Consider the following 15,477-nt stretch of genomic DNA (forward strand, 5'->3'; position numbering starts at 1 on the left):
ATGGCCGCGGATACCCTGACTCGTCGAGCAATCTTGAGATCTCTTACCATCGGGGCCGTTGCAGGTTCCGTTCTCCGCGTCATTCCGCTCGAAGCTGCTGAATACGCACACAACACGATTGAGTCGGAGAAAACAGTCGCCCAAACTGGAGCCTACATTCCGAAGTTTTTTGACGCACAACAATACAAGACCCTGCAGTCGCTCTGCGAGACCATCCTTCCCGCAGACGCAGACTCCGGCGGCGCAATAGAAGCCGGCACTCCGGAATTCATCGACCTGCTTACCAGCGAGAATGAGGAATATCAAGCCAAATTAGCGGGCGGCTTGAAGTGGCTTGACTCTACATGCACGACGCGCTTTAGCGGAGCCTTCCTGGATTGCACATCCGAGCAGCAAAAGGAGATCCTCGACCTCATCGCCTATCGCAAAAGTGCGGAGCAGGACGAGAGTCTCAGTCAGCCGGTCGAATTTTTCTCCTTTTTGCGTAAGTTCACCGCAGACGGATTCTTCACCAGCAAGATCGGGATCAAGTACCTCGGATACAAGGGGAACACGTACCTCACTGCGTTCCCTGGATGCCCACCCGTGCCGGATCATGAGTCCATGAAGTCTGAAACTACAATCAGAAATTAAAGCTCACCTGCAAATCGATGCTCCGATTCGATGCCGGCGAGGAGAAGAATCCTCCTGCCAGTGCATTGGACTTTCCAAAAAGCGGCGAATCAAGAACGCTCACCGGTGGTGCGAGGTTCACGTTGTTGAAGACGTTCCGCGTCATGGCTGCGAAATTCAGTGAATAGCGGCGCGCGGCTGCCTGGTCAAAACGCGGCGGCCCGTTACTGCCGCTAAGACCGCCCGGACCGAGACCACCTCCTGGAGGGCCTCCGCCACCAGGGCCACCTCCCGGCGGAGGACCACCGCCACCAGGACCGCCGAACGCGCGGTTCGAGCCTGAATTCTCAACCTTGGGTCCGATGCCAAACGACTTGCTTACACGCATGTTCATGCTGAACTGACCGGGACCGGTTCCATAGTTATATGGAATGCGCGCAGCGTTCGATGCCGGGTTCAGATCGAATGCGCCATAATTCGTCTGCACTACATCCGTACTGGCGGATGTCGCGAACGCCGGCCGATCGTTGAACTGGTTATCGCCATTTACATCCTGCCCGATTGTGATGTTGAAAGGCGTTCCGGAATTCGTAACAAGCATGGGACTGAATGACACCCCATATGGGCCCTGAAGATTTCCGCCAAGCAGGAAGCGGCTCCGCACGTCGAAGTTTGCCCTTCCGTAATCGGCTTTTGGATCAAACTGGTTCGAAGGAAAGTAAGACGCGCCCGACGTGTCGGCATTGGCAAAGTTCAGCATGTAGAAACCGAACAGGGACACACGCTTTGCCTTTACGTTGTAATTCATGGTCACTTGATTCTGGTTGTACACTCCGCCCGATTCGAACTGGTAGATGTTTTCGTTGATGCCATTAGGACGTGTACCCGTTCCCGTAGCGGCGTCATAAGTTTCGGGCAAGAAGGCGTTCACGTTGTCACTCAAATACTGGTGAACTCCACGCGAATTGACATAAGTGACGGAAGTGGTCGCGATCTTTCCGAACTGATGTTCGATCCCGACGGCCGCCTGCATGTTCAGCGAGGCTCTCATGTTCGGCGCTACCTGGTAGATGGTTGGTGCCACCGAGCTAAGCGATGAGAGCGTGCTGACTGACGGTGCATTCCCGTAGAACGAGGGATTTTTGACCACGAACTGCTGCTGATTAATGCCGTTTTGGCGAATGGCGTCGAGCACGTAAGACGCTCCGAAGCGATCGTAAAACCATCCATATCCTGCACGGATCACGGTCTTCGCAGGAGTACCCTTGCCGCCCGCGGGAGCCCAGGCCACTGATATGCGAGGCGCCCAGTCGTTGTGATCGCTGATCCCGTTTTGCGCCTCGTAGCGCAAGCCGTAGCTCAGCGTGAGATTCGGTCGAACCTTGAAATCATCCTGGTAAAACACTCCGGCGTCGAACAGCGCCACACTGGAATTTGCCTTGCCCGCCGTTACGTCATACTCCGAAGGCGTCTTCGCTGCATACGCTGCTAGTGATGAATAAATATAGTTGCCGTTGAACCCCGACGTGGAGAAGTTGGCGTCACGAGACAGGCGTAAGCGCGCTCCGAACTCGATGGCATGAGCGCCTTTCGCCTCCGTGGTGTCATTCTCCAATTCAAACCGGTCCTGGTTGTCGCGCACCACGCCGGCATTGTTGCCACCGCCGGTAAACGCTCCTTGTACAGAAACGGTAGGGTCGAGATTCTGCGCGATCTGGCTATCGTGCGCGCGGATGTACTGAAACCTCGTCTCGTTCACAGCGTTCGCGCTCAGGACCTGCGTGTCGCTGATCTGCAGACTATTTTCGTAATTCGCAACATTGTAAGCCTGGCTCTGAAGTGCGAACTGCGATACGCCGCTATTGGTTTGCACTTGACGATCGAGCATGTATCGCACCGTGAGCGTGTTCTTGTCTCCGAGTTGAAGATCGAAGCGCGGGCTGACGTCCAGTCGCGACTGCGGATTGGCAACCGCAGCGGAATAGTTGTAGACGTTTGAATTCGCATCAAGAAGGTCTGCGTTGATGATCGAGTTCGACGCATTGTCCCGTCGAAATACGCTGCCGAACCACGATGCCTTCTTGCCCAGAGAGCCGCCGATGCTACCGTTCATGAACGTCGTGTAGTAGGAAGGCTCCGAGCTCACAAACGGATTCAGCGAGTTGAACGCCGAGTCATTGCCCATCACCATGAGATTTCCGTGCACCTTGTCCGTTCCCGGCTTGGTGAGGATTTCAATGCGCCCATACCCCAGTTTGTCGTAGTGTGCGGAAAAGGGATTCTGATTGATGCGGATCTCGCGAATCGACGACTTCGGCGGAAGCTGGCCGCCAGTGAAGCCATCAATGAATATCTGCGCCCCGTTCGGCCCGGCTGCCGGACCAGCGAGCGCCGAAAGTTCATTCTGCATTTCATCAGGATCGTCAGAGAGTGCGTCCAGGTCCTTGCCCTTAATTACGATGGAACTCGCATTATTGTCGGCGCTGGTGCTCACTCCAGCGGCATCGCCCGTCACCTCAACCTGTTGCTGCTCCACCGGCAATTGCAGGGTGACATTCTGCTGCAGGATTTTGCCGGGCAACACGTCAATCTCGTCAAGCGTCGTTTGTGCAAACCCTTTGGCTTCGATCACCAGCGAATACTTTCCGGGTTGAAGGTTGGTGAAGCTGAAGCTTCCATCGCGTCCGCTGACCGTCGAGGCAGACGCGCCTCCTTCACTGGTCAGTGAAAGCCGCGCGGCGGGAATCACTGCGCCGGTAGGATCCGCAACGGTCCCGTGAATTTCGCTGGTCGATCCCTCCGCAACTGCCGGCGTGTATACGGCAAAAGCAAAGAGCATTACGGCCAGACTCATCAGGGCCATCACAGTACGCTTGATCATTGGAATTCACCTCAGAATGAACTGATCTAAGGAGAACGCAAAGCAAGTTTGCATGCTGTCACGATGAGTAAAGGAATGTAACGATTTGTAACGGCCTCGTGACCATTTGTTACATTTCTCCTGAGTTTTGCGGCCAGCCAGAGCGTAGCCTATTGGTATTCGGAGAGTTGCGTGGAAGATGTACTTCTGATCGACGATGACGTTGAACTCTGCTCGATGCTGACGGAGTACCTTGCCAGGCACGGGTTTCGGATTCGATCGGTTAACCGCGGAGACACTGGCTTCGCGGTCGCGCAGCAACGTCCATGGGCAATGATTCTTCTCGACGTGATGCTGCCCGGCATCGACGGGTTTGAGGTTCTGCGGCGAATCCGCTCTGAATCGAATGTGAGCGTTCTGCTCCTCACTGCACGGGGCGAAGATGTCGATCGCATCGTCGGGCTTGAGATTGGTGCAGATGATTATTTGCCCAAGCCTTTCAATCCGCGCGAACTTCTGGCACGCATGCGCGCCGTACTTCGCAGGCAGGATCGTACTTCTGCGCCGCCGGCGGCTCATCTTCGCGTTCAGGACCTGGAGTTGGACGTTGCCGCACGCAAAGCCGTAAAAGCCGGCAGAAAGCTTGACCTGACCGATGTCGAGTTTGGCTTGTTGGAGGCCCTCATGCGGGTTCCCGGCACGGTGGTTAGTCGCGACGAATTATCGCAGGCAGTGCTTGGTCGTGAATTCGACCCGTTCGACCGCAGCCTTGATATGCACGTCAGCAGGCTTCGGAGAAAACTAAGCTTCGACGGAGAAAACGAAGATCGGGTCAAGACAATTCGCGGTGTCGGCTATCAACTGGTTGTCGATCGCGATTTCAATGGCCAAGGAGATTCCTAAGCATGCGCGGCCTTTTCTTCAAAATCTTTATCATCTTCTGGATCGCCCAAAGCCTCATCTTCGTGATCTCCACGGCATTCATTCTGGCCCACCGTTTTCCTCGCCCTAATTTCCTGCTCGATCCGGCACTCAGTAATTTGAACGCAAACGCTGTTGAAGGCACGAAGAGATTTGAGTCGGGAGGTTGCGCAACATTTAATGCATATGCGCATCAGCGCAATGAGACTCTAGCGTTGGCAGATGCGAGTGGGAAAGTTTTGTGCGGGCAAGCGCTGCCAATTTCTGCGGATCTCACTGATTCGGCCGGCACCATCCACGCGCGAAGAGCTGGGAATGTCACTGTCTGGAGCGCGCCCGCCATCTCCTCCAGCGGTGCAAACTACCTTTTTATCGTTGTCGTTCCTGTTCACCGCGAGCAGCACGCCTGGTGGGAAGATCTGTACCACTTCGCATCGCCTCAATTGCCCGTAGCCATCGCAATTGGGGGACTCACTACCTTTGTACTGGTGCTGATCTTCACTCGCCCAGTTGTTCGATTGCGCGAGGCCGCTCTTCAACTGGCGCAGGGCAACTTGAGCGCCCGCGTCCGCGAACCCGGTAAGCGAAGCCGGATTTTCAAAGGGGATGAATTCGACGCTCTTGTGGACGGGTTTAATCACATGGCGGAAAGGCTCGAGTCTCTCGTAAACGCTCAGAAGCTGCTGCTTCGCGATGTTTCGCATGAATTGCGATCTCCGCTGGCGAGGCTAAGCGTCGCCCTCGAACTTTCCCGCGAAGACGCAGATTCCACCATGAATACGCATCTCAACCGGATCGAACGCGAGACGGAACGTCTCAATCAGTTGATCGGACAGCTTCTGACTCTCTCCTCAATGGAGGCGGCAGAAGGCCTAGACAAAATCGAGCGCGTCTCGATGAAGATGTTACTCGAAGAGATGACGCCGGATGCGACCTATGAAGCGCAGCAGAGAGATGCCTCGGTCGCGCTTGATGCACTGTGCGATTTTGTCGTCGAGGGCAGGCGCGAGTTGCTGTATCGAGCCATCGAGAATGTAGTTCGCAATGCGGTGCGCTATACACAGCCTGGAACGCAAGTCGAGATCCGGCTGAGCCGGGATAATGAACGCCACATGGTGGTCATTGAGGTCAGCGATCGAGGTCCCGGCATTCCCGAATCGGAGGTCGCGTCGATCTTTCGCCCCTTCTACAGGGTCGATGCAGCTCGCAGCGCGCAGACAGGCGGATTTGGTGTCGGCCTGGCAATCGCAGAGAGAGCCATCAAACTTCACAATGGCCAGATTCGAGCGTCGAATCGCGCCGGCGGCGGCACAACCATCCAGATCTCTCTTCCTCTCTCCGCGTGATCAGATACCCATTCAGTACGTCACGAAACTTTGCGGTCGAATTTTCGCCGCCAACCATCTGAAAGCGAACTCATTCCTCTGAGGTGCAGGAAATGAACACGGCAACAAACTCTAACGTCGAAGCAAAATTGCAAGGACCATCCAAAAGCGCGGCTCGCCTGAAATGGGCTCGACAATGGCACCTCTACCTTGGGACGCTGTTTGCGCCTTCAATTCTTTTCTTCGCTTTTACTGGGTCTCTTCAGTTGTTCGGTCTGCATGAGAGCCATCCAGGCGATTCCTATCAAGCCCCGGCATGGGTGCAAAGACTGGCCTCTATTCACAAGGACCAGGTGATAAGGAAACAACATGGGCCCCCACCGGATCCTGCAAAGCAGCAAAGCAGACCGCCGCAGTCGGATGAAGCGCAGCGGACGTCGCAACCTGTACATTCGCAACCGGGAGGTGGTCGCCAGAATGAGGAAAGTGGTCCAAGCAAGCTCACTCTCGCTCTGAAGTGGTTCTTCCTGGCAGTGGCAGCGGGTTTGATCTTCTCGACGCTTCTCGGCATTTATATGGCGTTTAAGTTCAACCGGAGTCGCGCGCTGGTCTGGGGTATGCTGTTTCTCGGTACAGCGATACCGTTAGCGCTCGTTCTCATGATGGTCTAGGAGAGGACGATCGATGAACCTTGCTTTCCTCGACAAGGCAGTCATTGAGATTTTTGTTGATGGTGGAGTGACTACCCCAGGCACAGGTTTGGAATTAGAGACGACGCAGGCGCGATTGACCGTCTTGAGATCTTCCCAACGAAGTCGATATGGGAGATTTCTGGATCGAGCGAAAAATGAGAGCCCGTTCGCCTGAATCTCGATGATCACAATGGGGCAATGGCCTCATTGAGTCATTGACGTTGATTAATGTTCCTGGCAAGTGGCCGTAAGCCCCCTGCCGAAGAAAGGGATTTCCGCTTGCGACACGCGGTGATTCCCTCATTTCGGAGCAAGGTCACCGAACCAATACGCAGCCGTCACGCCACCATCCATGAGGAAATCGCTGCCAGTGATGAAGGCTCCTTCAGGGCCCATGAGGAGTGAACCAACTGTTCCAACCTCGTCCGGTGTGCCGGCTCGTCGAGCCGCAGACACTTCGATCATGCGTCGATAGCCCGGCCCGCGCGGTCCTTTCAGCTCGTCATTTGCCAGCGGCGTAATGATGATGCCGGGGCTGATCGTATTAACTCGCGCACCGCGCTTTCCCCAACGGACCGCCTCTGCCATCACGCGCAGGGAGTTTCCGCGCTTTGAAATCTGGTAAGCGTGCAATGAGTCCTTGATCTGATCCAGCTGAAGCATGGGGAGGCTGAGTAGCTCCTCCACAGGTGTGGTAGCTAGCAGCGCGTTTTGTTCTGTCGAGAGCGGCCCAAGACGATGCCCGGACTGAGACGCAATTACAACACCAGAACCTCCGCGAGCGATGACGTTGCCAAACTCTTCCAGCACGAGTGCGGTCCCGTAGAGATCGACCTTGAGGATCGTCTGCGGAGAGGCCTGAGAAGGCGAAACACCCGCAGCATGGATGACACCTGAGACTTCGCCGAGCTTGGTTGCCGCCTCAACAAGAGCATGGACCGAGGCGCGCGAGGAAACATCGACTGTGGCCGTGCTGACGTCGAAGCCCGCATCGAAAAGAACCTTCGCTGCCGCCTCGGCGTTCTCCTGTCGGATATCCGCTAAGAGAACGTGTTTGCCCGCAGCAACGCGCCGCACGATTGCCTGTCCGATCGAACCTGCTCCGATGACTACGATTACATCTGTCATTCCAATCCTCACTGAACTTGGTGTTTTGAATGCTTTGCATGAAAATCATTTATTGCCTTGATGTTGAGAACCTGATACCGAACAGATTTGACCACAGAATTCTCATCCCCCCCGGGCTGCTGATTCAGATGAATACTCACGCCGCACTTCGAAGGGTAGGAGGTGATCAACGGTTTCATGAGGCCCTCTATCGATTTCGCCGGAGTGTCACCCGGCTTTGCACTCGGCACCAGCCCAAAGGGCAACCATGCCTTGCTTGACTCTGGACGGCATTGCGATGGGTTCGACAAAGGCGCTCCGGTTGCGTCGCTGAACCACAAGCTATCGCCCTTGTTGATTTCAGCGGGAGTCCAGGTTTGCTTCGTGATGAGGTCGCGCAAGATCGACACGGTCGGCTGCTGGCCTGATGGCAGGAACGGAAGTTGCCCGGGAGGGAGGATATGCACGACTGAAAATCCCACCACTTTGCCGTCGATCAACGTGAATGCATATGACTCCATCTCAGTTTCTGCGACGAGATAGTACATATCTGGATAATCGGAAGCCAGATCGATGTAGAGCGGTGCGGTTGAGCTCAATGCTGTCTTCACCTCGTTGTCACTCATGCCGAGCGCTATTTTCGCGAGCTTTACCGTCTGCGCCAACGCTGGCTGAGCAAGTACGATCAGAACCGCGATTAGGAGTTGTAAATGGAACTTCTTCACTACGATTACCTTTCTTCCATTTGCGTGCTGCGCCTAATGAGGGTCCCTGACAAGGCATGCAGATCGTCCCTTACGCGCTGCGGCTCGTCTTCCGGCGGTTGGTTTCGCATGTCGCGCACGCCGTCTAATCCATCTTCGGGGTCCGGATCGAGGGCAGCGAACAGAGCATCGAGATCTTCCTGTGCCGGACCTTTGGTTGCAACCAGCTCAAATGTCTTCCGCAGTGCGTGATCGGAGGTCAGACTGCTCACCAGAACTTCCGCAATCTGGCGCCGCGCAATGACTCCATCGCTGGAGTTGCCGGCCTGGCGTAGATCACCCTGTAGGAAGACGAGTTGATGCTCATCGGCTTTGTTGTAGTCGAACCATCCCGGACGTACGATCGTGTAAGGACATCCGCTCGCCCGTACCAGCCTTTCAGCCCGTCTCTTCCAATCATGAGATTCGGTGGAACGGTTGTAAGAGCCGGTCCGATTCGTGACGCCGATTGCAGTCATCAGCGCGATGCGGACTCTCCGCGAACCGAGCGCTGCGAGGACGTTCCGGACCCCACCATAATCAACTGTCTCCGAACCGACCTTCCCGGCACCATCCGATCCGTGCGTGAACACGATGGCGTCAACGCCCTTGACCGCAACGTTGAGAGTATCGGGGCGAGTCAAGTCGCCTATCACCGCCTCCGCATTTGCCGGGAGACGGCGTGCTCTCTCTGCGCTGCGCACCAGGGCGCGAACCGAATGCCCCTGACGAAGCGCCTCTTCGACAACAAGGCTTCCAATGCTGCCTGTGGCGCCAATCACCAATACAGTTATGGATTGATTACTCATGACGTTGCTACCTCATCAATGGCGCGCAGCCCATTCAGCGCACGGGGATATCCGATAAACGGCACCAACTGCGTGACCACATCGATCATCCGAGCGCGGCCATTCCCCACATGAAGATTCGCGGAGACATGCCCTTTAACCTGCGCATCACATCCACCGAGCGAAACCAGCATGCTCAAGGTAAGCAGTTCGCGGGTAGGAATATCGATTCCGCCGCGCGAAACATGATCGCCAAAACAGTTCGCCGAGAGATAGCGCTGTATGTGCATCTGATCGTGCGCGGCGGAGGCGTAAAGCTTGTCGACTCGATCCGCTCCGATGATCTGCCCTTGAACCTCGCGGCCTTTCTCGAGACGAGTCTCGGGAGTCGTTGTGGCTTGGCCAGGAAGTGGCAGCTTTATGCCGCTTTCGCTAAGCACCTCGTTGGTGGCGTGAAGAAAGTCGTATACCTTGGCCATTCCCACATAAGGCACAGCCTGGTAGACAATCTCCTTTACCTCAACGGGAGTGACGCCGACGATGAGCGCAGCACCAAGCATCACGCGATACTCTCGCAAAGCCTGACACGCGATCATCGACGCCAACTGCACCATCAGGCGGAGCCGTGGTTCCAGGCCACCATGTTGCAGCACTTCATCGAATGCGAAGTTGTCGAAGATCTCAATGAGCTCAGGGTCGGTCACGGCGAGCTGTGAAGTGTGACCGGGGAACAGTTCCTCGTGGTTCTTTCGCGCTCGTTCGCTGATTGCCATCGCGATTCTCCTAATCCATCGAGAGTCCCCCGCCCACGCCTGGGCCGGGGAGCTTACTTTTAAGAGCGACGTCCACTAGCGGCCTACACGACTCGCGAGTTGCGCCGGGTAACGGGCTCCCTGCACCTCAATGCCGGAAACTGCACTTTCAATCTCAGCAAGATCGCCAGCGGCCAACTCAACCGCAGCCGCGCCGAGGTTCTCCTGCAGTCGATGCAGCTTCGTAGTTCCAGGGATGGGTACGATCCATGGCTTCTGCGCGAGCAGCCAAGCGAGAGCAATCTGTGCGTTGGTTACGCCTTTTTGTGCAGCGATCTTGCTGAGCACATCTACGAGCGCCTGGTTGGCCTTGCGGTTCTCTTCATCGAAACGCGGCACTACGTTGCGGAAGTCAGTTTTATCAAACGTGGTGTTTGCGTTGATGGCTCCGGTCAGGAACCCCTTGCCGAGGGGGCTGAAGGGGACAAAGCCTATTCCCAGTTCTTCGAGCGTGGGTAGTATCTCCTTCTCCGGCTCGCGCCACCAGAGCGAATATTCGCTTTGCAGGGCTGTGACAGGTTGCACCGCATGGGCACGACGAATGCTTTCGGCACCTGCCTCGGACATGCCAAAGTGCTTCACTTTGCCTTGCGCGATGAGATCCCTCACGGTGCCGGCGACTTCTTCGACAGGAACATTTGGATCAACGCGATGCTGATACAGCAGATCGATCACGTCGGTGCGCAGGCGCTTCAGTGCAGCGTCCGTGACCTCGCGAATGCGCTCAGGGCGGCTATCCATGCCCATGGACGGCTTGCCCTCAACAAAACCGAACTTCGTGGCTATGACAACCTTGTCCCGGAAAGGAGCAAGCGCCTCGCCCAGGAGTTCTTCGTTCAGGTTCGGGCCATAGGCCTCGGCTGTATCGAAGAAAGTAACTCCGCCCTCATATGCGGTCCTGATCAGCTTGATGGCCGGTTCCTTCTCTGTTGCCGGACCATAGCCGTAGCTGAGACCCATACAACCCAATCCAAGGGCTGAAACTTCAAGACCGCTCTTTCCCAATCTGCGCTTCTGCATTGATTCTCCTTTGCAATCCTGTTTGTGATGATTCGTTCAGTCGCCTTCTTATGCGGGATTCGGCAGTAGCCCGGCGAGCATCGCTGCAATTACACCGCCGTCGATCAGAAGATCACTGCCCGTTACGAAGCCCGCATCGGGTCCAAGGAGGTACGAGGCGGCCACAGCAACCTCGTCCGGCGACGCCATCCGCTTGGCTGGCGAAGCGTCAATCATCGCGCGGTAGACGTCTCCAATCGGCGAGTTCAGCTCGTGCTGTGCGAGAGGCGTGGCGATGATACCCGGACTGATGGAGTTCACACGTGCGCCGCGTTTTCCCCAGCTGATTGCAGAGGCCTGAACACGCAGATGATTTGCGCGCTTCGAGACAATATACGCCACCATGGAATTCGGCACCGCCTCCGAACTCAAGAACGGTTTTGACAAGAGCTCATCTGCAGGCGCGAACGCCAATTCATGCTCCTGCTCAGCTGGAAGACCCGCCGACATATGCCCCGCCATGCTGGACACGATCAGCCCGGCGCCTCCTGGAGCGATTACGCGTTCGAACTCCTCGAAAACGACAGCGCTGCCATACAAGTCAACGGAGAGCACACGATCCGGCGGAGCCATGTTGGGTGAGACCCCCGCGGTATTGACGACGTTGACCACGCTTCCAAGCGCCGCTGCCGCATTTGCCAGGGCGCGCACGGATTCGCGCGATGAAACGTCGACCTTCAGCCTCGTCACTTTGTAGCTGGCTGACTCAAGCTCATTCGCGGCAGATGCCAACACCTTTTCATCGAAATCTGCCAGAAGAATGTGCTTGCCGAAACCCTGACGGCGAGCGATCGCCATTCCAATCCCACCAGCACCGATGATTACGACTACTTCCTGCTTCATGTATGTTTTTCCTCAATGGCGGGCGACCCGTCGGATCCGTCGCAAGAGATTTGCGGTTCCAATCCGCGCCATGCCTGGTACGATTCGTGCGCGTCTTTACCGACTTCTCGATACTACGAAGGATCGCGTTTCGAGCGGTATCACGATCCTGCGAACTTATTGCCTATTCCTCCGATTAGCCCATTTTTCTGTACACGCACTGTCAGCCCGGCGTTACGCTGAATATGGAGAAGCGAAATGCAGATCGAAGCGGCAAACAGAGCAGGAAAGCTCCATGAGGGAAATCCAAACCATTGCGTGGACGGGGACCATGTGATTGCCCTTCGGTCCGAGCTAGCACGCAAAATTGCCGCCCATATCCAAGCGGAAGGTGATCAGGTCACTCTGGTGCCGGGCTTAGTCCTGTTTCGTAGGACCGCCCTGACCAGCTGCTACTCAGCCACTTACGAGCCCTCGATCATCGTCTACGGGCAGGGCCAGAAGCACGTCAATATCGGCGGCGCAATGTATGTGTGTGACGAGTCCACGGTACAGCTCACCTCTATCGATATGCCGGTCATCAGCCAGGTGACGAAGGCGAGCCGTGAGAAGCCCATCCTGGCGCTGATCCTCAAGCTCGATATGCCCGCGGTTCGCGAGATCCTAAGCCAGGATGAATTTCTGTCAGCGGACGTCTGCGCCGGTACCCGCGGCATGGCCATCGCTAAATCAACGCCGGAGTTGCTCGGCTCTTGTATACGCCTCTTGGAATTGCTTGATACTCCGCGCGACATACCTTTCCTCGCTGGTCTGATGCAACGGGAGATCGTCTATCGCCTCTTGCGATCGTCTCTGGGCAAGCACCTGCGCGCCATCGCCACACTTGGGGAGCAGAGCAATCGCACAGCGAGAGCAGTCGTTTGGCTAAAGGAGAACTTTTCGAAGCCTCTGCGTGTGGAAGACCTCGCCGCCGTGGCCAAGATGAGCGTATCTACTTTTCACCAGCATTTCCGCACCCTGACCCAGATGAGTCCGCTGCAATACCAGAAGCGGATGCGCCTCCATATGGCGCGCGTGCGCATGATGACCGAGGGCATAGACGCAGCTAGCGCCGCCTTCGAAGTCGGCTATGAAAGTGCCAGCCAGTTCAACCGCGAGTACCGCAGACTCTTCGGCAAGCCGCCCATGCGAGACATCAAAGCGCGCCAACTGGTTGAAATCGAACAAAACAGAAGTTAGAGTAGCGACGCTAAGGGCCAAAGCACCAATCCAGCTAATTCAATCCCTTCTGCTCCGGCACTATTCCAGAGCCCTATGAACCGGCAGCATTGTCCGTGATTCTGAGTTCACGACTATTTGGAGGCTTCCAACGTCCCCAGAGAGCAGCGCGCATTACGCGGGGTATAGCCCACGCCTCCGTCTGCAGCCTGGATCGCTTTCCGTCCTGTCACATCTATGACGCCCGAACCGATGAGAGTGTTATTCGGTTGCAGGACGAGGGAAAGGGGCCCGGTGTTGTTCTGAAACTTCACGATCATCTGTCCGTTTTCCCTCACAATTTCGTACCCTTCTGAATTGAAAGACTCGCCGCATTCCAGAGTCGCGGAGTCATCGCGAAATTCTATCTTCAATCCACCCGGCACTTCGTACTTACCGTTCAATCTCAGCCCCGGCGCGCTGTTTGCGGATTTGCTGGCCTTGCTGCCAAGGACCTGCGTCAAAATCGTGGATGTCTTAATGCTTTCACTTCCCGCCGGCAATGTTCCAACCGTGCAACGCTCCGTCTTGGGAACCGTCGGAGCTCTATGAAATGTGGGAGTTGAACTGCTGGAGGTCGTCTGCTGGTCGACGGAAAATTGCCCTCCGTTCTGATGAAGCTGATCCGCGCTGTACTCGCGTTCCTCTCCCGGCTCGAGCTGACGCTGAGTCGTGGTTGTCGTGGTATGCGTGTCATAAGTAGTCGATCCCCCGCCTCCGCCGGCGGGAACCTCACCCGCAACATCGATCGTTCGCCCTTGGCCGGAAAGGCTTCCGTCTGCCTTGTAAGAGAGTATGAGCGGTGGGGATGTGATGGGTATGCTCACCGAGACCTGCATTCCTGAACGATCCACTGTGTACGTGCGGGGTTCTGGCATAAGTGTGCCGCAAACCACGTACACAAAGTCTTGCCTGAAATTGAGCCCGAAACCGTTTGCGGAGTAAACACCGGTAAGGCGTAGGCCAGTGGGTATCTTCCCAACGATGGCCTCCTGTATATCACCGCCCATCAGCTCGTTAAAGCCGACTTTCATGCCCTCGCCGAGGCACTCCGTCTCGCTTCGGCCTGACTCGACACAATGGCGTACGGCGACTGACCCCGGATCCTTGGCATAGTGCGCTTCGGCATTCGCCTCCTTGATGTCGTTCTCCACCTTTTGCGTCGCGGCACGTTTCTCGCGATCGACAGCAATCGCATACTGATCGTCACTGCCACCAACCGCGCGTGCGAAGGCGCTCTGCGTGCCATTCGTCAGAAAAGTGGTCCAAACCGGAATTCCTTCAAACCCGAATCGCGGGTCGTTGCGCTTGAAGATGTACGGGTTCGAACTCGGATCAAATCGCTGACCAGGAAAAGCCTTCTCCGCTTGCCGCACCAACTCGGCCTGCCCCTTGGCATAGTCGCTCAGAAGTTTTGTTTCATCCGCGGTCATTTCGCGAGGGCCGGCAAGGACTTTGATGATTTCGCTCAGCTGATACAGCGCACCGATCGCGCGTGTCACGTTTTCTTGCGGCTTGCCCACCAGCATCCCCTGCACCACGCCTAGCGGATTAGGAAATTCGCTGAGATACGCGGGGTTCAACGCTGGCATGGCCTTACAAGTGCTCAGATGGGCCCGGATCTCATTTGCCGGCTTAGCTGTCTGCGCCACAAGTTTTCCATTTTGCTCCAGCCTCACGAAGCAAGCCTCCTGCCCGGCCTGTCTCTGGCACCCGAGCACAGTCATGCTCGTGCCGCCGCCACACTCCCATCGTGAGTTGTTCAAAGCGCCGAGCGCCTGCGCCGATGACGGCGCACTCGCTGATGCCTGTAACGGCCCCGCCACTCCATTTGCCGCAGCTCCCTGCACCTTGCACATCTTCGTCATCTGGTAAACGACAGCTTCGCGCGTGTTGTAGCGCTCAGAGTCGGGCTCGTGCTGGTAGAAGCAGGCTTCAAACTTGGGCCCCTTCTCGCAGCGATGAACGACATAGACTCTGCCGTCGTTGCATAGGTAGGGAACATTGAACTGCAACCCGTCCGGCGCTTGCTGCGCGTGCGCGAGGGTGCCAATGCAAAGCAGAACAAAGACCGCAACTCTCGTGAGATTCACTATGTCCCCCGTCCTGAGCGAGATCCAAACGACGCCAATGCTCACCAACACCGCACCTCGTCAGCTCTTCTCTTTCCGCAGAGGCGGCATAAAGCTCCCCGGCGGCCCCGTGAGCGATCCGTCATCATGAATGTTGAATACAGTTACCGGGGCGGGGCTCCCCTTGCAGGTGAGAGTCAACTGCTTGTCGTTGCTATTGAAAGAACAGTCCTCGACATCGCCCATAAAGGTGAAACTCGCTTTACCGCCGGACCTGAGTTCGAGAATCACCGCACCATTGGCATCGGTGTAGGTTCCTTTGGGACCGGAATTGCATCCCGAATTCAGTAAGACTGCAAGCCCTGCCATCACGTTCATCAAGTCACGCAGACGCATCGAATTTTCCT

General features: G+C 56.2%; 14 protein-coding genes. 5 read left to right on the forward strand and 9 right to left on the reverse strand.

Annotation, left to right across the window (positions count from 1 at the left end; translation table 11 throughout):
* A complete protein-coding gene (locus P8935_RS02010) occupies positions 1-633 on the forward strand; it encodes a gluconate 2-dehydrogenase subunit 3 family protein (RefSeq protein WP_348263337.1) in 633 nt (210 codons plus the stop codon).
* Here the strand turns inward: P8935_RS02010 and P8935_RS02015 are convergent.
* On the reverse strand, positions 623-3,493 hold the full coding sequence (locus P8935_RS02015; RefSeq protein WP_348263338.1) for a carboxypeptidase regulatory-like domain-containing protein: 2,871 nt from the start codon (positions 3,491-3,493) through the stop codon (positions 623-625). The genes P8935_RS02010 and P8935_RS02015 overlap by 11 nt on opposite strands.
* Before the next feature lie 171 nt (positions 3,494-3,664).
* Here P8935_RS02015 and P8935_RS02020 point away from each other — a divergent pair, with 171 nt between their 5' ends.
* The 3 genes from P8935_RS02020 (at position 3,665) to P8935_RS02030 (ending at position 6,389) form a co-directional block, all read left to right on the forward strand.
* On the forward strand, positions 3,665-4,375 hold the full coding sequence (locus P8935_RS02020) for a response regulator transcription factor (RefSeq protein ID WP_348263339.1): 711 nt from the start codon (positions 3,665-3,667) through the stop codon (positions 4,373-4,375).
* Positions 4,376-4,377: 2 nt separating this feature from the next.
* A complete protein-coding gene (locus P8935_RS02025) occupies positions 4,378-5,739 on the forward strand; it encodes an ATP-binding protein (RefSeq protein WP_348263340.1) in 1,362 nt (453 codons plus the stop codon).
* Positions 5,740-5,831: 92 nt separating this feature from the next.
* Positions 5,832-6,389, forward strand: coding sequence for a hypothetical protein (locus P8935_RS02030; protein WP_348263341.1), 558 nt, complete (start codon positions 5,832-5,834; stop codon positions 6,387-6,389).
* 321 nt (positions 6,390-6,710) lie between these two features.
* On the opposite strand, the gene P8935_RS02035 is transcribed toward P8935_RS02030, so the two are convergent.
* The 6 genes from P8935_RS02035 to P8935_RS02060 all read right to left on the reverse strand — a co-directional run bounded on the left by P8935_RS02035 (position 6,711) and on the right by P8935_RS02060 (position 11,762).
* Positions 6,711-7,538, reverse strand: a complete 828-nt coding sequence (locus P8935_RS02035) for an SDR family oxidoreductase (protein WP_348263342.1) — start codon at positions 7,536-7,538, stop codon at positions 6,711-6,713.
* Positions 7,539-7,546: 8 nt separating this feature from the next.
* Positions 7,547-8,242 carry a hypothetical protein gene (locus P8935_RS02040; RefSeq protein WP_348263343.1) on the reverse strand — a complete coding sequence of 232 codons (696 nt, stop codon included), beginning with the start codon at positions 8,240-8,242 and terminating at the stop codon, positions 7,547-7,549.
* Between the two features lie 5 nt (positions 8,243-8,247).
* The gene (locus tag P8935_RS02045) at positions 8,248-9,069 is read right to left on the reverse strand and encodes an SDR family oxidoreductase (RefSeq protein WP_348263344.1); all 822 of its coding nucleotides are present in this window, start codon (positions 9,067-9,069) and stop codon (positions 8,248-8,250) included.
* Positions 9,066-9,821 carry a carboxymuconolactone decarboxylase family protein gene (locus P8935_RS02050; protein WP_348263345.1) on the reverse strand — a complete coding sequence of 252 codons (756 nt, stop codon included), beginning with the start codon at positions 9,819-9,821 and terminating at the stop codon, positions 9,066-9,068. The genes P8935_RS02045 and P8935_RS02050 overlap by 4 nt, the downstream gene beginning before the upstream one ends.
* A gap of 75 nt (positions 9,822-9,896) precedes the next feature.
* Complete coding sequence (locus P8935_RS02055; protein WP_348263346.1) at positions 9,897-10,880, reverse strand: aldo/keto reductase; 984 nt, start codon at positions 10,878-10,880, stop codon at positions 9,897-9,899.
* A gap of 48 nt (positions 10,881-10,928) precedes the next feature.
* Positions 10,929-11,762 (reverse strand): SDR family oxidoreductase, encoded by an 834-nt coding sequence (locus tag P8935_RS02060; protein WP_348263347.1) that lies wholly within the window; start codon positions 11,760-11,762, stop codon positions 10,929-10,931.
* 237 nt (positions 11,763-11,999) lie between these two features.
* On the opposite strand from P8935_RS02060, the gene P8935_RS02065 reads away from it, so the two are divergent.
* Entirely contained in the window at positions 12,000-12,980 is a 981-nt protein-coding gene (locus P8935_RS02065; RefSeq protein WP_348263348.1) for an AraC family transcriptional regulator, read from the forward strand.
* A 113-nt stretch (positions 12,981-13,093) separates the two neighbouring features.
* On the opposite strand, the gene P8935_RS02070 is transcribed toward P8935_RS02065, so the two are convergent.
* Positions 13,094-15,091 (reverse strand): hypothetical protein, encoded by a 1,998-nt coding sequence (locus P8935_RS02070; RefSeq protein ID WP_348263349.1) that lies wholly within the window; start codon positions 15,089-15,091, stop codon positions 13,094-13,096.
* Positions 15,092-15,151: 60 nt separating this feature from the next.
* Positions 15,152-15,466: a hypothetical protein gene (locus P8935_RS02075; RefSeq protein ID WP_348263350.1), complete on the reverse strand. Its 315-nt coding sequence runs from the start codon at positions 15,464-15,466 to the stop codon at positions 15,152-15,154.
* Between the last annotated feature and the right edge of the window lie 11 nt (positions 15,467-15,477).

The organism is Telmatobacter sp. DSM 110680 (assembly GCF_039994875.1).
GTDB lineage: Bacteria > Acidobacteriota > Terriglobia > Terriglobales > Acidobacteriaceae > Telmatobacter.